The organism is Microbacterium sp. EG9 (assembly GCF_059759475.1).
Map to the genome: position 1 here is coordinate 1,832,913 of NZ_CM186217.1, position 17,950 is coordinate 1,850,862.

Genomic DNA, 17,950 nt, shown 5'->3' on the forward strand with positions numbered 1-17,950 from the left:
AGGGCACGGACCAGACGTGAGGCGGAGGTGCCGTGCGCGGTCAGGGGGTGAGCGGCGGCGGCGGTGGAGGAGGTGATGATGATGCTCCCGACGGGACGGACTCGAGTGGGCGTTAATCGTTATACTAATCACGTTCCCTTCCGATCCGAATCCGACTGGACCCGCGTGCTCGTCTGCCTCTCCGCCCATCAGCGCACCACTCCCCTCGAGGCGTTGGAGCGGCTGTCGGTCGTCGGAGACACCGTCGCGACCGACCTGACGGCGGCGCACGAGAGCATCCGCGGAGCGGTCGTACTGGCCACCTGCAACCGGTTCGAGGCCTACTTCGACCTGGCCGACGGGCCCGACGAGGCCTCGCCGCTGCCGGCGATGGATGCCGCGATGGAACGCCTCGCCGAGCTGTCGGCGCTCCCCTTCCGCGACGTGCGCGAGACGGTCGACTTCGCGCACGGCAACCACGTCGCGCAGCATCTCTTCTCGGTGGCGTCGGGCCTGGACTCGGTCGCCGTCGGCGAGGACGAGATCGCCGGACAGGTGCGCCGCGCCCTCGACGCCGCCCGGCGGGAGGGGGTCACGACCGCGCCCCTCGAGCATCTCTTCCAGCGCGCGACGGAGACCTCGCGTGCCGTCAAGAACTCGACCAGGCTCGGCGAGTCGGGCCGATCGCTCGTGCGGCTGGCCGTCGAGCTCGCCGGCTCCCGCCTCGGCTCCTGGGAACAGGCCCGCGTGCTCCTGATCGGCACGGGGCGCTACGCCGCGGCATCCCTCGCGGCCCTGCGCGACGTCGGCGCCGTCGACATCCGCGTGCACTCGCGCTCCGGACGCGACCGCTTCGCGAAACGGGAGCACCTGACGGCGGTGTCGGCCGAGGACTTCGCCGCCGAGGCCGCCCGCGCCGACGTCATCGTCACCTGCACGACCACGACCGACACCTACGCCCTCGACGTGGAGAACCATTGCGCCGCGCGCGCCGGACTCGCCACGCCCCAGCTGATCATCGATCTAGGGATGCCGCGCAACGTCGATCCGGGGCTCCGATCGCTCCCGGAGATCGAACTGCTCGACCTCGACACCATCCGCGTGCACGCACCGATCGACGAGTTCGCCACCATCGGCGAGGCCCGCCTGATCGTGCAGACCGCGGCGCAGCGTCACGCGATGGCGCGGCGCGTGCACGAGGTGGCACCGGCGGTCGTCCACATGCGCACCCACGTTCAAGCGGTGCTCGACCGCGAGCTCGAGCGGGCGCGCACCCGCGGCGGGAGCGCGGAGACCGAGGCCGCCCTGCGGCACTTCTCCGGCGCGCTGCTGCACGGGCTGATCTCCCAGGGGCACACGCTGGCCGCCGCGGGCTCCGGAACGGCCTGGACCCACGCGGTGGACACCGTCTTCCCCGCCGCCGGCGATCCCCGCACCCGCGCGGATGACGGCGACGCGCGCGACCACGGCGACGGCGACGGCGGACGCGGATGACACGCGTCACGCTCCGCGACGTCGCCGCGCGGGCGGGGGTGTCGACGGCGGCGATCAGCCAGGCGCTCAACGGCCGCGGCAACCTCAGCGCGGAGACGCGGGAGCGCATCAAGGCCGTCGCGGCCGAACTGGGCTACGCGCCCAACAAGCACGCGAGCGCGCTGCGCAGCGGCCGCACGATGTCGATCGGCTTCGTCATGGCCGCCAACTCGCTGCAGGACGGGCGCCGGGCGCTGCAGCGCGCACGCCAGCTCGACGCGCTCGTCGAGGCGGGGGCGACGCGGGGCTTCACCGTGACGGTGCTGCCCGACAGCCGCCCCGACCTCCTGTCGGGCGCGCAGATCGACGCGCTCTACTTCCCCGACCCCGCCGATGACCGCACGATCCTGCGCGACGCCGTGGCCGCCGGCATCCCCGTCGCCGCGAACGACCTCACCGTCCCCGGCGGGGTGCTGACGATCCGCACCGGCTACGCCGCGGCCGTGCGCGCGGGCCTCGCGCATCTGGCCGACGCCGGAGCGCAGCGCATCGGGTTCCTCGTGGACGAGAGCGAGGTCCCGCGCGACCAGCTCGGCGAGAGCGCCTACCTGGCCTGGAGCGCCCTCAACGGGCGCACACCGTTGGTGGCCCGGGTGGACGCCGGGCGACGACGCCTCGTGCCCGCGCTGCACGAGCTCCTGGATGCCGACGTCGACGCCGTCTTCGCGTACTGCGAGGAGGGGCCGGAGATCTACCTGCACCTGGAGGAGATCGACACGGTCATGCCGCGCGACGTGCAACTGCTCGTCCTGTGCACGATCGACTGCGAGATGAACACCCGACTGGGCGTCACCCACCTGTGCCTGCACCCCGAGAAGGCCCCCGAGGTCATGTTCGCCGCGCTCGACGCCGGCGAGGCGCCGCGCTCGATCGAGCTGCCGTACGAGCTCGTCCGCGGCTCCACCACCCGCTGAGCCCGACGGCCGGCGCGGCCTGCGGCCCGCCGACTCGTCCCGAACTCCTCCAACGACGCCGGCCCGCGGCCGCGGAGCCCCGGTTTCGCGGCGTCCGCCGCGCGGCGGTCGTGATTCTGGAGGAGTTCGGCACGTCGGCGGCCGCACCTACGATGTCAGGATGCCCACGCTCGGAACCCGTCGCGCCGTCGGCGAGATCGTCGCTCCCCGCCGCCTGGGGCGCGACTTCCGCTGGCTGCTGGCCTCGTCATGGACGAGCAACCTCGGCGACGGCATCGCACTGTCGGCATCCCCGTTGCTCATCGCCTCGCTGACGAGCTCGCCGATCCTCGTCGCCGCCGGCGCGATGATGCAGTACCTGCCGTGGCTGCTGTTCGGACTGTTCGCGGGCTCCGTCGCCGACCATCACGACCGCCGTCGCCTCGTCATCGTCGCGAACGCCCTGCGCGCGCTCGTCGTCGCGGGCCTCGTCGCCTTCCTCGTGACCGGCGCCGTCAGCGTGTGGATCGTGCTGGTGGCCGCGTTCCTGTACGGCACGGCGGAGGTGTTCGCCGACACGGCCGGCAGCACGCTGCTGCCGATGCTCGTCCGCCCCGCGGATCTCGGTCTCGGCAACGCCCGGCTGCAGGCCGGCTACCTGGTCGCGAACCAGCTCGCCGGTCCGCCGCTCGGCGCCTTCCTGTTCGCGATGGGATCGTTCTGGCCGTTCGTCACCCAGATCGTCTGCGTGACGCTGGCCATCGTGCTCATCGCACGGATCGCCCGTACGCCGATCCCCGAGCGCGAAAAGACGGATGCCGAGCGGCCCGCTCAGCCGATCCGCGAGGGCCTTCGCTGGCTGCGCGCGAACCCGCCGGTGCGGACGCTCGTGATGATCATCCTGGTCTTCAACATCACCTGGGCCGCCCCCTGGGGCATCCTCGTCCTGTACGCCACCGACCACCTCGGCATGGGGCCGGTCGGCTACGGAGCGCTGACGACGGCATCCGCGCTGGGTGGGCTCGTCGGGATCGGGATCTTCGGCGCGCTGGAGAGGCGCGTCTCGTTCGCGACGCTCATGCGGGTGTGTCTGACGCTCGAAGTGGTCATGCATCTCGCCTTCGCGCTGACGACGGTGCCGGCGATCGCGTTCGTGATCATGTTCGGCTTCGGCGTGTACGCGTTCGTGTGGGCCACGATCTCGACCACCGTCCGCCAGCGCCTCGTGCCGTTGGCGCTGCAGGGCCGCATCGCGTCGGTGAACATGGTCGGCGTCTTCGCCGGGCTCGTGATCGGTCAGGCGCTCGGCGGCGTGATCGCTCAGACCTGGGGCCTCACGGCGCCCTGGTGGTTCGCGTTCGGCGGATCGGCGTTGACGCTCCTCCTCGTCTGGCGCTCGATCTCATCGATCGCCGCGGCGAAGCCGGTGTTGGCAGAGACGGACAGCGGTGCCGACGAGCCCCGGTGACGAGGCACGAACGTCCGCGCGTGCGCGTCTCATCGTGGGAGGGTCGTGATCCCCAGGTGGAGAAACGGCAGACTGTCCCGCGGCAGCACGATCGTGCAGACGACACTGTCGTCTGCACGGAACCCGAAAGCGTAGACGAACGGGTCGGTGTCGATGTGCAGGCCGGAGCGGTCGCGGCCGTCGACGGTGAGCGAGGCCGGGGCCACCGACGTCGGCGTCGCGCGCCAGTCGCCGTCATCCGGGAAACCTGTGGGAATCGCCGGCAGCCCCAGCTCCTCGCGGTAGACGTTGCGCAGCACGTCATTTGTGTGGTCGACGAGCAGCTGGGCGAGCGCATGCCTCTCCGGGTCGGGCGATGCCTGCCACGCCGTGCGGACGGCGCTCCACAGCATCGGGTATCGGAAGAACTGGGCCTGTTCGACGAGCCAGGCTGGTCGCCCCCACGGCGGTTCCTCCTCGATGGAACGCCGTGTCTGCTCGTCGAGTTCGATCTCATTCCGCGGATCGGACCGGTCCTCGGGGTACCGCCACAGTGTGTAGGAGAACTCCACCGTCAGCTCTTCGTGACCTGCCCACCCCGAACTCTCCGTGAAGCCCGTGATCGGCAGACGTGTGATGCCCGGTTGCGGGCGCAACTGGAAGACCGGGAACGCGACGGCGCGCAGCCGCGCGTCGGAGGCGACACTCGGATCGGGCACGTCTTCCGGGAGAACCCCGCCGAACTCCATATCCCCAGTGTGACGGACGGCGGGCGATGCCGGGAGCGAGGGGGGCGAGTGGGCCGATCGGCGCCGCTCAGTCCTCGAACGCGCCGTAGACCTCGAGCGTGTTGGCCGCCAACTGCGCGCACAGCTCGTCGAGCGGCATCCCGAGCTCCTCGGCCATGAAGCGCACCGTCACCGGGATCAGGTACGGCGCGTTCGGCCGACCGCGCAGCGGCGTGGGCGTGAGGAACGGCGCGTCGGTCTCGACGAGGATCCGCTCACGCGGCGTCACCGCCAGCGCGTCGCGCAGGTTCTGCGCGTTCTTGAAGGTGATGTTGCCCGCGAAGCTCAGCCAGTAGCCGCGGTCGGCGGCGATGCGCGCCATGTCGGCGTCGCCGGAGAAGCAGTGGAACACCGTCCGCTCGGGGGCACCGACCCGCTCCAGCGTCTCCAGCACGGCCTCGTGCGCGTCGCGGTCGTGGATCTGCATCGCGATGCCGTGCTTCTTCGCCAGCGCGATGTGCGCCTCGAAGCTCTCGAACTGCGCGGGACGTCCCGCCTCGTCGGTGCGGAAGAAGTCCAGCCCGGTCTCGCCGATCGCGCGCACGCGCGGCTGCGCGGCGAGCTCGTCGATCACGGCGATCGCCTCGGCGAGCATGCCTCGCTCGGCATACGCGGGTGCCTCGTTGGGATGGATCGCCACCGCCGCGAGCACGCGGGGGTGGGATGCCGCGGCCCACGCCGACCACCGGCTCGACTCGATGTCGCCGCCGGCCTGCACGGCCCCGATCACGTTCACCTCGACCGCGCGACGCAGCTGCTCGTCGAGCGGCAGCCCCTCGCCGTCCTCGATCTCCAGGTGCGTGTGGTTGTCGTACACCGGCACGGGCAGCGGCTCGGGCGCCGGCGGGTACGAGACGTCGCGCGCGCTCTTCTCACGCACGCGGACGTACATCGACGGATCAACGGCGTCACTCACCGGCATCCCCTCTCTTCATCGCGCCGGCGCACTGGCCCCGCCGCGTGTCCGTGTCCCACTCTCTGTCGAATAGCGCACCCCCAGGGAACATCTTTGGGGACATGCCGCGCCGCAAGTGGGACACAGACGGGCGAGACGGGCGGGAATTCCTACTGGTCGATGCGCGGGAACAGCGGTTCGAGCCCGTTCACGCTCGTACCGGGGACGAGCACGCCCCAGTTCCCGGCCTCACGCAGCGGCTGGTCCTGCAGACGCCCCGCATGCCCGAGCGCCACCCACAGCTTCTGCGTCGCCACCGGCATCACCGGGCTGAGCAGCACCGCGAGGGCGCGCAGACCCTCTGCCGCCGTGTACAGCACCGTTGCGAGGCGCGCGCGCTGGGCGTCGTCCTTCGCCAGCGCCCACGGCGCGTTCTCGGTGATGTAGCCGTTCAGCGCATCCACGATCGTCCAGATCGCGGCGATGGCCTCGTCAGGACGGAACCGCTCCATCGCCGCATCGGCGGCCGACGCGGCATCCGCCACGATCTTCTGGATGCCGAGGTCGCCCTCCGTGTACGCGGCCGGCGGCGGCACGATGCCCTCGAAGTACTTCTCGATCATCGCGGTCGTGCGCGAGGCGAGGTTGCCGAAACCGTTCGCGAGCTCGGCCTGGTAGCGCGCCGACAGGTCCTCCCACGAGAACGAGCCGTCCTGGCCGAACGCGATCGCCGAGAGGAAGTAGAACCGGTACGCGTCCGATCCGAACACGTCGGTGATCTCGGTCGGGGCGATGCCGGTCAGCTTGGACTTCGACATCTTCTCGCCGCCGACGAGCAGCCACCCGTGGGCGAACACGCCGCGGGGCACGTCGAGCCCGGCCGCCATCAGCATGGCGGGCCAGATGACGGCGTGGAAGCGGAGGATGTCCTTGCCGACGACGTGGTAGGCCGGCCAGCGCCGCGCGAACTGGTCGGGATCGGTGCCGTACCCGACTGCGGTCGCGTAGTTGAGCAGCGCGTCGACCCACACGTAGATGACGTGCGACGGGTCCCACGGCACGGTGATGCCCCAGTCGAACGCCGAGCGGGAGATCGACAGGTCCTTCAGCCCGGATCGCACGAACGAGACCACCTCGTTGCGCGCCGACTCGGGCCGCACGAAGTCGGGCTCGGTCTTGTAGAGCTCCAGCAGGCGGTCCTGGAACTCGCTCAGCTTGAAGAAGTAGTTCTTCTCCTGCAGCAGCTCCAACGGCTTGGAGTGGATCGCGCAGACCTTGAGGCCCTCGAACGCCCCGGTGCCGTCGACGATCTCCGCCTCCGGCTTGAACTCCTCGCAGCCGACGCAGTACAGCGCCTCGTACTCGCCCGCGTAGATGTAGCCGCGGTCGTAGAGCGCCTTCACGAACTGCTGCACGCGCTCCTCGTGGCGCGGCTGCGTCGTGCGGATGAAGTCGTCGTTGGCGACGTCGAGCGTCTTCAGCAGCGGGAACCACGACTCGGTGACGAGCTTGTCGACCCACTCCTGCGGCGTCACGCCGTTCGCGGCCGCCGCGCGGAGCATCTTCTGCCCGTGCTCATCGGTGCCGGTGAGCATCCAGGTGTCGTCTCCCGCCTGGCGATGCCAGCGCGCGAGGGTGTCGACGGCGACCGTCGTGTACCCGTGGCCGATGTGCGGCAGATCGCTCGGGTAGTAGATCGGCGTCGTGATGTAGAAGGACTGACCAGATGTCACCCGTCGATTCTAGTTCGGGGCGACCGTCGCCTCCCCCGTGTGACGACGCCGCGGAGCCCTCTCGCGCCGTCAGGCGCTCTCGCGGACGATCAGCGTCGTGGGAAGGACGACGGCGTCGCGCTGGCGGCCGGCGATGGCGTCCATGACCATCTCGACCATGGTCGCGCTGATCTGCGCCCAGGGCTGGCGGATCGTGGTCAGAGGCGGCGTGTGCGCCTCGGCGAGACCCGAGTCGTCGAAGCCGGCGAGCGCGATGTCCTGCGGGATGCGGCGCCCCTGCGCGGCGAGCGTCTGCGCCGCGCCGACGGCGAGCAGGTCGCTGGCGGCGAACACGGCATCCACGTCGGGGGCACGCTCCAGGAGGCGGGCCATCGCCGCGGCGCCGGCGTCGCGCGTGAACGCCACGACCTCGACGAGGTCCTCGTCGAAGCGCTCACCGAGCTCCTCGCGGAAGCCGTCGAGGCGGAAGCGTCCGCTGGGGGTGTCCAGCGGCCCGGTGATCAGGGCGATGCGGCGGTGTCCGGCATCCATGAGGTGCCGCGTCATCGTGCGCGCCGAGCCCACCTCGTCGATCGCGACGTGCGGCACGGCGAGACCCTCCCACAGGGGGATGCCGGAGCACACCGTCGGCACGCCGGCGTTCACGAGCGAGCCGAGCAGATCGTCGGAGTCGTGCGAGGAGACGAGCAGCACGCCGTCCACGTGACCGGCGCGGACGTAGCGTTCGGCGTTGGCCTGCTCGCGCTCGGTGTCGGCGATGAGGAGCACGAGCGTCATCCCCCGCTCGGAGACCGCGTCGGTCGCGCCGCGCAGCAGTAGCGCCATGTTCGGGTCGGACAGGAGGACGTGCTGCGACTCAGTCAGCAGGAAGGCGAGGGAGCCGGTCTTCCCGGTCGCAAGGCTCCGCGCCGCCTGGTTGGTGGTGTAGCCCGTGGAGACGATCGCGGCGTCGACGGCGGCCCGGGCCTCGGGCGACACCCAGTGTCCGCCGTTGAGCACACGCGACACCGTTCCGTACGAGACGCCGGCCGCCGCGGCCACGTCGCGGATGGTCGGCTTCCTCGGCACGTCACTCGGTGTCACGAGAGCCGACTCTACCGGTGTCTACAACGATTCCCGCTCGAAGAGCACCCCTCACTGTAACCGATCACAGTCGCGAAACTGTAACCGGTCACAGTTCGATAACGAAGCCGTTATCTTTCGATTTCCGACCGCACAATTGAGGGCGTTCGCACCCGGTGCGACATCACCCCAGGGCGGCGGAGCAGCCGAGCTACGGCCCCTCTCCCCCTGTGATCCCAGAGAGAGGCACACCGATGAAGGTGAAGAAGAAGGGCGCCGTCGCCCTCGGACTGCTCGTCGCGTCCGGCATCCTGGCACTGGCCGGCTGCTCCGGCGGCTCGAGTGCACAGCCCACCGGCAGCGCAGACGCGGGGGCCGCGACCAGCGGCCAGCTGACCGTCTGGGTCGACGCCGACCGCGCACGCGCCCTGGAGGACGTCGCGAAGAAGTTCGAGCAGGACAAGGGCGTGAAGGTCAACCTCGTCGTCAAGGACTACGGCAAGATCCGCGACGAGTTCACCGCGCAGGTTCCGACCGGGAAGGGCCCGGACATCACCATCGGCGGCCACGACTGGATCGGCGCGTTCGTCAAGGACGGCATCGTCGCCCCGGTCGAGCTCGGCGACAAGGCCGCCGACTTCGAGAAGGTCGCCGTCGAAGCCGTCACCTACGAAGGCAAGACCTACGGACTGCCCTACGCGATCGAGAACATCGCGGTGCTGCGCAACACCGCGCTGGCCGACTCGACTCCGGCCACCTACGACGAGATGATCGCCAAGGGCCGCGCCGCCGGCACGGAGTACCCGTTCGTCGTCGGACTCGACCCGCAGGCGTCCGACCCGTACCACCTCTACCCGTTCCAGACGTCGTTCGGCACCTCGGTGTTCGCCCGCAACGCCGACGGCTCCTACGACGCCGGCAAGCTCACCATCGGCGACGAGGGCGGACAGAAGTTCGCCGCCTGGCTCGCCGCGCAGGGCGACACCGGCACCAAGGTGCTGAACCTGAACCTCTCCGGCGACCTCGCCAAGGAGGCCTTCAACGCCGGCAAGTCGCCGTACTTCCTGACCGGCCCGTGGAACGTCGCGGATGCCCAGAAGGCCGGCATCGACGTCGCCGTCGACGCCATCCCCACCGCGGGCGGCGGCGACGCCCAGCCGTTCGCCGGCGTGCAGACGTTCTTCCTCAGCGCCAAGAGCAGCAACGCCCTCATCGCCAACGAGTTCCTGGTCAACTACATCGCCACCGCCGACGTCCAGACGGCGCTCTTCCAGGCCGGCGGACGTCCGCCGGCACTGACCGCCGCCTTCGAGGCGGCGCAGTCCGACCCGATCGTCGAGGGCTTCGCGAAGGTCGGCGCGAACGCCGTGCCGATGCCCTCGATCCCGCAGATGGGCTCGGTCTGGGACGACTGGGGCAAGACGGAGGCCGCCCTCATCAAGGGTGTCTCCGACCCGGCCGCGGAGTGGACCACGATGGCCGACTCGATCACGAGCAAGCTCGGCTGATCCCGCGAGGAGGGGCGGCCGCACCGCCGCCCCTCCTCGACCGCTCCCCCACCCTTCCCGACAGGAGTCGAAGATGACTGGCCCCACCATCGCCGCGCCGCCCCCGACGCGCGCGCCCGAAGACCGCGCCGCCGCTCGGCGCCGCAGACGCGCCGAGGCCTGGGCGGAAGCCGCCGGTGCCGGCTGGAAGGTGTGGCTGGTCAAGATCGTCTGCCTCGGCATCATCGACGCGATGGCGGTCTACGCGATCCTGGTGCTGCTGACCAAGGACAGCCTCCTCGTCGCCGCCGTCGTCGCCCTCGGCATCCTCGCGATCAACGTCGTGTACCTGAAGCCGGGCCTGCTTCCCGCGAAGTACCTGACCCCCGGGCTCGTCTTCCTCTTCGTCTTCCAGATCTTCGTCGTCCTGTACTGCATCTACATCGCCTTCACCAACTACGGCTCGGGTCACGTGTCCAGCAAGGACGATGCGGTCAACGCGCTCCTCATCCAGAACCAGCAGCGCGTCGAGGACTCGGCCGCCTACCCCGTGTCGGTGCTCGAGAAGGACGGCTCCCTCTTCTTCCTGGTCACCACGCCGGACGGACAGGCCGAGATCGGCGGCGCCGACCGGCCTCTCGCCGCGGCGCCGGATGCCGAGTTCTCGGGCGGCCGCGCCGTCTCGCTGCCCGGCTACACGACGCTGGACTTCGCCCGTCTCGTCGCCGACCAGCAGGCCGTGTCCGCGATGGCCGTGCCCTTCTCGGACGATCCGAACGACGGCACGCTGCAGACCCGCGACGGTTCGACGGCCTACCAGTACGTCTCGACGCTCGTGTGGGACGCGGATGCCGACACGATGACGAACACCGACACCGGTGTCGTCTACACCGACAACGGCAACGGCTCGTTCGCGTCCGCCGACGGGCAGACCCTCGCCACCGGCTGGCAGGTCTGGGTCGGCGGCGACAACTTCGTGCGGGCGTTCACGACCGAGTCCATCCGGGGCCCGTTCCTCGCGGTGCTCGTCTGGACGTTCGTGTTCGCGATCCTGTCGGTGGCGACCACGTTCGCCCTCGGCCTGTTCCTGGCGATCGTGTTCAACGATCCGCGGATGAAGAGCAAGAAGTACTACCGGGTCATCATGATCCTGCCCTACGCCTTCCCCGCCTTCCTGTCCGCCCTGGTCTGGCAGGGCATGTTCAACCAGGACTTCGGCTTCATCAACCAGACGCTCCTGGGCGGGGCGGCGATCCCGTGGCTGCAGGACCCCCTGCTGTCCAAGATCTCCATCCTGGTCGTGAACCTCTGGCTCGGCTTCCCCTACATGTTCCTCGTCACCACGGGGGCGATCCAGGCCATCCCCGACGACATCCAGGAGGCCGGCCGCGTCGACGGCGCGGGTGTGTGGCAGATCTTCCGCCACATCAAGTTCCCGCTGCTGCTGGTGTCGGTCGCGCCGCTGTTGATCTCGTCGTTCGCCTTCAATTTCAACAACTTCAACCTGATCTACATGCTGACCGGCGGCGGGCCGCGGTTCGCGGACGCCTCCATCAACGTGGGCGCGAGCGACATCCTCATCTCGATGGTCTACAAGGTGGCCTTCGTCGGCGCGGAGCGCGACTACGGACTGGCCAGCGCGTTCTCGATCATCATCTTCGTGCTGGTGGCGGTCATCTCCTACCTCAGCTTCCGCCAGACCAAGGTTCTCGAGGAGCTGAACTGACATGACCGTCCCGGACACCCTCCCCCGCACCGCCGCGGCACCCGCGGCACCGGCCGCGACGGCCGCGACGCACCCGCGGCGCCCCTTCGGCCGCTGGTTCCGCGAGACCGGCTGGCGCCACCTCGTCGGCATCGTCATGCTCGTGTTCGCGGCGTTCCCGCTCGTCTACGTGCTGTCGGCGTCGCTGAACCCCGGCGGAACGCTGCTGACGGCCAACAGCCTGTTCGCCAAGGTCGACATCGGCAGCTACATCGCCCTCTTCCAGGATCCGCTGCGGCCCTACGGCAACTGGTTCGTGAACTCCGTGTTCATCGGGCTCACGACCTCCTTCTTCACGGTCGTGCTGTGCGCGCTCGCCGCGTATGCGTTCTCGCGGCTGCGGTTCTCGGGGCGCCGGTTCGGCCTGCTCACGCTCCTGCTGGTGCAGATGTTCCCGCAGCTGCTCGCCGTCGTCGCGATCTTCCTGCTGATGAGCGCGATCGGCGACATCTTCCCGGCGCTGGGACTCAACTCCCAGATCGGACTGATCATGGTCTACCTGGGCGGGGCGCTCGGGGTGAACACGTTCCTGATGTACGGGTTCTTCAACACCGTCCCGGCCTCGATCGACGAGGCCGCGAAGATCGACGGGGCGGGGCACGCCCGCATCTTCTTCACGATCATCCTGCGCCTGGTGGCGCCGGTGCTCGCCGTGATCGGGCTGCTCTCGTTCATCGGCACGATGAACGACTTCCTGATCGCCTCGGTCATCCTCGTCGATCCCGACAAGCAGACGCTGGCCGTGGGGCTGTATCAGTTCGTGTCGCAGGAGACCGCGCGCAACTGGAGCGTCTTCGCCGCCGGTGCCGTGCTCGCCGCCATCCTGCCGATGGCGCTCTTCCTGTCGCTGCAGCGCTTCATCGTCGGCGGCCTCACGGCCGGCTCGGTGAAGTAGGGCTCCGCCGCTCGGCGGCGCCACCAGACCACACGCCACCAGTACACAATCAGAGGGCTCTGTCACGGACCTCCGTGCAACCACGTCGCATCCATCGCCGACGTGCGCGTCGGCATCCTTCCGGAGGTTCTCATGATCGATCCCGCACGCCCGCACCACGACGGCTCGCCGTTGCACGTCTCGCACGCCGACCCCGCGCTGGGCGACGAGGTCACCGTCCGCCTGCGCGTCCCCGCGCACTACGGACCGGTCGTCCGCGTCGTCGTGCGCAGCAACCCGGACCACGAGCCGGCCTGGGTCGAGGCCGTGCACGACGGGACCGCCGAGGGATGGGAGTGGTGGTCGGCGCGCATCGTGGTCGCCAACCCCCGCCACGGCTACCGCTTCCACCTCGTCGCGGCGGACGGCCGGGTCGAGGTGCTCAGCCAGACGGGACTGTCCGACATCGACGCCCTCGATGCGCAGGACTTCGCCCTCGTCGCCGGGAACCCGCCGCCCACCTGGATGACCGACACCGTGCTGTACCAGATCTTCCCGGACCGCTTCGCGCGCTCCGCCGCGGCGGACGATCGCCCCGCCCCGCCGTGGGCGCTGCCGGCGGCGTGGGACGAACCGCTGGATCCGACCCACCCCGGTCGCAGCCGCCAGCTCTACGGCGGCGACCTGGACGGTGCCGTCGAGAAGCTCGACCACCTCGTCGACCTCGGCGTCACGGCGCTCTACCACACGCCCGTCTTCCCGGCCGAGTCCAACCACCGCTACGACGCATCCCGTTTCGACCTCGTCGATCCGCTGCTCGGCGGCGACGACGCGTATCGCCGGCTCATCACGGCGGCGCACGGCCGCGGCATCCGCGTGATCGGCGACCTGACGACCAACCACTCCGGAGTGGCGCACGAGTGGTTCCGCGCCGCCTACGGGTCTCCGGAGGCCCCCGAAGCCGCGTTCTACTACTTCCGCGACGAGGCCCACACCGTCTACGAGACCTGGCTGGATGCCGCGACGCTGCCCAAGTTCGACTGGAGCTCGGCAGAGCTGCGCCGCCGCTTCATCGAGGGCCCCGAGTCGGTCGTCGCGCGCTGGCTGACGGCCCCCTACGGCATCGACGGGTGGCGCATCGACGTCGCCAACATGACGGGCCGACTCGGCGCCGAGGACCGCAACGCGCAGGTGCGCCAGACACTGCGACGCACCATGGTCGAGGTCGCGCACGACACCCTGCTGCTGGCGGAGTCCACCAACGACGCGGCGAGCGACCTGCAGGGCGACGCCTGGCACGGCGGGATGACGTATCCGGCGTTCACCCGGGGCGTCTGGGCCTGGCTGGCCGAACCGCGCTCCCTCCCGCACCGCGGGTTCGACGGGCGCGTCACCGACGAGATGTGGTTCTTCGGTCTGCCGACGGGGATGCCGCGCTACACCGCGGAGCAGTTCGTCCGACAGCTGCAGCGCTTCACGAGCCAGATCCCGTGGCGCGTGCAGCTGGGCACCATGAACGCGCTCGACACCCACGACACGGCCCGTTTCGCGACGTACGCGACGGAGGAGGCGATCGTGCCGGCGGTGGGGCTGTCGATGACCCTCCCCGGCATCCCGGTCGTCTACGCGGGCGACGAGTTCGGCCTCGAGGCGGTCGACGGCGAGATGAGCCGGACGCCGATCCCCTGGGACCGGGCCGACGAGCCCGCGATCTCCGCCCGCATCGCGCTCTACCGCGAGCTCATCGGGCTGCGCCGAGGCCATCGCGCACTCTCGACCGGCGGCCTGCGCTGGCTGCACGCCGACGCCGGCTCCGTCGCCTTCGTGCGCGAGAGCGCCGAAGAGGCGGTGCTCGTGGTCGCCGCCTCCACCGACCTCGACGTGATCCTGCCCAGCGGCGCGCTCATCGGCGCCGACGCGGCACGGCCACTGTACGGCGCGGTCCGCCTCGACGCCGACCCGAGCGGCGCGGTGCGGCTGCGCGGCACGGGCGCGTCGTTCGCCGCGTGGGCGCTTCCCGGCGTCGACGCGCCCGCCGCCCGCGCGACGTCCGCCGAATCGACGCCGGAGGCGTTCGCCCAGCTCGGCGGACCGGAGCTCTGACCGGGTTCCCCGGTCATCGGGCGGCGAGCACCGCCTGGTAGAGGTCGCGGCTCGACAGCCCCGTCGCGGCCGCGACCTCGGCCGCCGCATCCTTCAGCCGCACACCGTCGGCCACGAGCGCCTGCACGTGTGCGACGGCGTCCGCGGCGGACACCTCCCGGGCGGGCGCACCGCCCACCACGAGGACGATCTCGCCGCGGACGCCGTCGGACGCCCACGCCGCCAGCGCCCCGACGCCGTCGCGCACGACCTCCTCGTGGAGCTTCGTGAGCTCACGGCACAGCGCCGCGGGGCGGTCGGCGCCGAACGCGGCGGCCATGGCCTCCAGCGTCTCCGCGACCCGCGAGGGCGCCTCGAAGAAGACCATCGTGCGCGGCTCCGCCGCGAGCAGACCGAGTGCACGCGCCCGCTCCCCCGCCTTGCGCGGAAGGAAACCCTCGAAGGTGAACCGGTCGGTCGGCAGCCCTGCCACGGCGAGCGCGGTCACCACCGCGCTCGGACCGGGCAGTGCGGTCACGGTCACGCGTTGCGCGACCGCCTCCGCGACCAGGCCGAATCCGGGGTCGCTGACGGTGGGCATGCCGGCGTCGCTGAGGACGAGCAGGTCTTCGTCGCGGGCACGGGCGACGAGCTCGGCCGCGCGCTGCTTCTCGTTGTGGTCGTGGAGCGCCACGAGGCGGGGCCGATTGGCGATGCCGAGCGCCTGCAGCAGCCGCACCGTCGTGCGGGTGTCCTCCGCCGCGATCACCGTCGCCTGCTCCAGGGCCGCGACCAGCCGCGGCGAGGCGTCGCCCAGGTTGCCGATGGGAGTCGCGCCGAGGATGATCACCGCTTCAGCTTAGGCTTGTGGCCGTGTCGACCACCGCCGAGTCGCTTCCGCCGCTGCTGCCGCCCGCGCGCACGTCCGCCTACGACCACTGGCGCGAGCGCGTCGCCGCCGAGCCCCGCCTCCAGCGGCTGTACGCCTGGCTGGCGCCGCTGCTGGTCACGCTGCTCGCCGGCATCCTGCGCTTCGGGAACCTGGGGCATCCGCACGCCCTCGTCTTCGACGAGACGTACTACGTGAAAGACGCGTGGAGCCAGTGGAACCTGGGCTACGCCGCGACCTGGCCGGACGGCGCCGACGCACGCTTCGCGGCGGGCGAGACCGGCCTCTTCACGACGGATCCGAGCTTCGTCGTGCACCCGCCGCTGGGCAAGTACCTCATCGGCATCGGGATGTGGCTGTTCGGCCCGGACAGCTCGTTCGGGTGGCGGTTCATGACCGCTCTGTTCGGCACGGCGTTGGTGCTGCTGCTGTTCCTGGTCGCCAAGACCCTCACCGGCTCGACCGTGTTCGCGACCGTGACGTCGTTCCTGCTGGCGATCGACGGTCTGGGGATCGTGATGAGCCGGGTGGCCCTGCTCGACGTGTTCCTCGCGTTCTTCGTGCTCCTCGTTTTCTGGTTCGCGCTCCTCGACCGCCGCCGCCATCTCGATCGCCTCGCCGCCGCGACGGTCGCGCTCCGGGCAGGCGACGCCCCGCCGGCGTGGGGCGCCGTGCTGTGGAACCGCCCGTGGATCATCGCGGCCGGCGCCGCGGCGGGAGCGGCGACGGCCGTCAAATGGTCGGGCGTGTGGGTGCTCGCCGGGATCGGGATCTACCTCGTCGTCACCGACGCCCTCGAACGCCGCCGGCTCGGGGTGACCTTCTGGCCGATGGATGCCGTGCGGCAGGGGCTCGTCTCGTTCGTGCTGCTGGTGCCCGCCGCCGCCGTCGTCTACCTGGGCTCGTGGAGCGGATGGCTGCTCAGCGACGGCGGTTACGACCGCAACGCCGCCGAGATCAGCCCCGCCACGGGACTGTTCTCCTGGGTGCCGCTGCCCATCCAGAGCCTGTGGACCTATCACCAGACGATCTACGGATCGATGGTCGGGATGACATCTCCCCACAGCTACTCCAGCGCCGCCTGGGCGTGGCCGTTCCTGTGGCGGCCGACCTCGATGTACGCCTTCTCCAGCGCCGACGGGCAGAACGGGTGCACCGGCGACAACGGCTGTCTGCAGATCCTCTACAGCATGCCGAACCCGCTGCTGTGGTACGCCTCGGTGATCGCGGCCCTCTACCTCGTCTACCGTTTCGCGGTCGATCGCGACTGGCGCCACGCGGTCGTGCTCGTGGGCATCGCGGCCACGTGGGTGCCGTGGCTGCTGTACCCCGAGCGGACCGTGTTCCAGTTCTACACGATCGCGATCTGGCCGTTCCTGCTGCTGGCGCTCGCGTTCGCGCTCCGCGAGATCGCCGGTGCGGCCCATGCCGAACCCGCGCGCCGCACGGCCGGACAGCGCGTGGTGATCGTGTTCCTCGTCGTCGCCGTCGTCCTGTCGGCGTTCTGGTATCCGCTCTGGTCGGCGATGCAGGTGCCGTACGACTTCTACCGGTTGCACAACTGGATGCAGGGCTGGGTCTGACCCCGCGCGCGAGCTCCACCGGGGCGACGGGATGCCGCCCCGGCGAAGCCGGGCGTCAGTTGACCTCGTCCGGGTGGGCCGAGACGCGACCGCCGCGCTCGAGCGCCGTGATGGCCGCCACCTCGTCCGCGGTCAGCGCGAAGTCGAACAGGTCGAGGTTCTCGCGGATGCGCTCGGGGTTGTTCGACTTCGGGAAGATGATGTGGCCCTGCTCGATGTGCCAGCGCAGCACGACCTGGGCGGGCGTCTTGCCGTGGGCCGCGGCCGCGGCGGCGACGGGCTCCTCGTCGAACAGCGGGTACTTGCCCTGACCGAGCGGGCCCCACGCCTCGATGAGGATGCCGTGCTCCTTCGCGAACGACGTGACGTCGCGCTGCTGGTAGGCCGGGTGCAGCTCGATCTGGTCGACGGCGGGGGTGACGCCCGTCGCCGCGATGATCTCGGACAGGTGCGCGGGCAGGTGGTTCGAGACGCCGATGCTGCGCGCCTTGCCGGCGTCGCGGATCTGCACCATCTTCTCCCACGCGTTGACGTAGGCGCCGTTGGCCGGCGCCGGCCAGTGCACGAGGTACAGGTCGACGGCCTCGAGGCCGAGCTTCTCGAGGCTCTCGTCGATCGCGGCGAGCGGCTCGTCGCCCCGCTGGCGGTCGTTCCACAGCTTGGTGGTCACGAACAGCTCGTCCCGCGACAGACCGCTCGCGGCGATGGCACGGCCCACGCCCTCCTCGTTGCCGTAGATGGCGGCCGTGTCGATGTGGCGGTAGCCCGCCTCGAGCGCGTCGGAGACGATCCTCTCGGTCTGCGCCGGGTCGACCTTGAAGACGCCGAAGCCGAGCTGGGGGATGGTGTGACCGTCATTGAGTGTCATGAGGGGAATCGTCATGTCCTCCAGCGTAGGTGCGCCCGATCGCCCTGCGGGCGGATGCCGCGGCATCCGGGG

The 17,950-nt window shown here is 70.5% G+C and carries 14 protein-coding genes; 8 read left to right on the top strand and 6 right to left on the bottom strand.

The window, feature by feature from the left end; all coding sequences use genetic code 11:
* Positions 1-165: 165 nt before the first annotated feature.
* From AC6CQV_RS08670 to AC6CQV_RS08680, 3 genes are all read left to right on the top strand, one after another.
* The gene (locus AC6CQV_RS08670; protein WP_498259243.1) at positions 166-1,473 is read left to right on the top strand and encodes a glutamyl-tRNA reductase; all 1,308 of its coding nucleotides are present in this window, start codon (positions 166-168) and stop codon (positions 1,471-1,473) included.
* Complete coding sequence (locus tag AC6CQV_RS08675; RefSeq protein ID WP_101305995.1) at positions 1,470-2,426, top strand: LacI family DNA-binding transcriptional regulator; 957 nt, start codon at positions 1,470-1,472, stop codon at positions 2,424-2,426. The genes AC6CQV_RS08670 and AC6CQV_RS08675 overlap by 4 nt, the downstream gene beginning before the upstream one ends.
* A 160-nt stretch (positions 2,427-2,586) precedes the next feature.
* On the top strand, positions 2,587-3,873 hold the full coding sequence (locus AC6CQV_RS08680; protein ID WP_498259244.1) for an MFS transporter: 1,287 nt from the start codon (positions 2,587-2,589) through the stop codon (positions 3,871-3,873).
* A gap of 29 nt (positions 3,874-3,902) precedes the next feature.
* On the opposite strand, the gene AC6CQV_RS08685 is transcribed toward AC6CQV_RS08680, so the two are convergent.
* The 4 genes from AC6CQV_RS08685 to AC6CQV_RS08700 form a co-directional block, all read right to left on the bottom strand.
* Positions 3,903-4,571, bottom strand: coding sequence for a hypothetical protein (locus tag AC6CQV_RS08685; protein ID WP_498259245.1), 669 nt, complete (start codon positions 4,569-4,571; stop codon positions 3,903-3,905).
* 97 nt (positions 4,572-4,668) lie between these two features.
* The gene (locus tag AC6CQV_RS08690; RefSeq protein WP_498260694.1) at positions 4,669-5,532 is read right to left on the bottom strand and encodes a TatD family hydrolase; all 864 of its coding nucleotides are present in this window, start codon (positions 5,530-5,532) and stop codon (positions 4,669-4,671) included.
* 173 nt (positions 5,533-5,705) lie between these two features.
* Positions 5,706-7,268 (bottom strand): methionine--tRNA ligase, encoded by a 1,563-nt coding sequence (gene metG / locus AC6CQV_RS08695; protein WP_191008317.1) that lies wholly within the window; start codon positions 7,266-7,268, stop codon positions 5,706-5,708.
* A 69-nt stretch (positions 7,269-7,337) separates the two neighbouring features.
* Positions 7,338-8,351, bottom strand: coding sequence for a LacI family DNA-binding transcriptional regulator (locus tag AC6CQV_RS08700; RefSeq protein ID WP_498259246.1), 1,014 nt, complete (start codon positions 8,349-8,351; stop codon positions 7,338-7,340).
* Positions 8,352-8,584: 233 nt separating this feature from the next.
* Between AC6CQV_RS08700 and AC6CQV_RS08705 the strand changes: the two genes are divergently transcribed.
* The 4 genes from AC6CQV_RS08705 to AC6CQV_RS08720 all read left to right on the top strand — a co-directional run bounded on the left by AC6CQV_RS08705 (position 8,585) and on the right by AC6CQV_RS08720 (position 14,559).
* A complete protein-coding gene (locus tag AC6CQV_RS08705) occupies positions 8,585-9,838 on the top strand; it encodes a sugar ABC transporter substrate-binding protein (RefSeq protein ID WP_191008316.1) in 1,254 nt (417 codons plus the stop codon).
* 73 nt (positions 9,839-9,911) lie between these two features.
* Positions 9,912-11,543, top strand: coding sequence for an ABC transporter permease subunit (locus AC6CQV_RS08710; protein WP_498259247.1), 1,632 nt, complete (start codon positions 9,912-9,914; stop codon positions 11,541-11,543).
* Position 11,544: 1 nt separating this feature from the next.
* Positions 11,545-12,477: a sugar ABC transporter permease gene (locus AC6CQV_RS08715; protein WP_060959322.1), complete on the top strand. Its 933-nt coding sequence runs from the start codon at positions 11,545-11,547 to the stop codon at positions 12,475-12,477.
* Positions 12,478-12,609: 132 nt separating this feature from the next.
* Positions 12,610-14,559 (top strand): glycoside hydrolase family 13 protein, encoded by a 1,950-nt coding sequence (locus AC6CQV_RS08720; RefSeq protein WP_498259248.1) that lies wholly within the window; start codon positions 12,610-12,612, stop codon positions 14,557-14,559.
* A gap of 13 nt (positions 14,560-14,572) precedes the next feature.
* On the opposite strand, the gene rsmI is transcribed toward AC6CQV_RS08720, so the two are convergent.
* Positions 14,573-15,388 (bottom strand): 16S rRNA (cytidine(1402)-2'-O)-methyltransferase, encoded by an 816-nt coding sequence (gene rsmI, locus AC6CQV_RS08725; protein ID WP_498259249.1) that lies wholly within the window; start codon positions 15,386-15,388, stop codon positions 14,573-14,575.
* Between the two features lie 23 nt (positions 15,389-15,411).
* Here rsmI and AC6CQV_RS08730 point away from each other — a divergent pair, with 23 nt between their 5' ends.
* A complete protein-coding gene (locus tag AC6CQV_RS08730) occupies positions 15,412-17,010 on the top strand; it encodes a dolichyl-phosphate-mannose--protein mannosyltransferase (RefSeq protein ID WP_498259250.1) in 1,599 nt (532 codons plus the stop codon).
* Between the two features lie 55 nt (positions 17,011-17,065).
* Here the strand turns inward: AC6CQV_RS08730 and AC6CQV_RS08735 are convergent, their stop codons facing one another.
* Positions 17,066-17,893, bottom strand: a complete 828-nt coding sequence (locus AC6CQV_RS08735; protein WP_498259251.1) for an aldo/keto reductase — start codon at positions 17,891-17,893, stop codon at positions 17,066-17,068.
* Between the last annotated feature and the right edge of the window lie 57 nt (positions 17,894-17,950).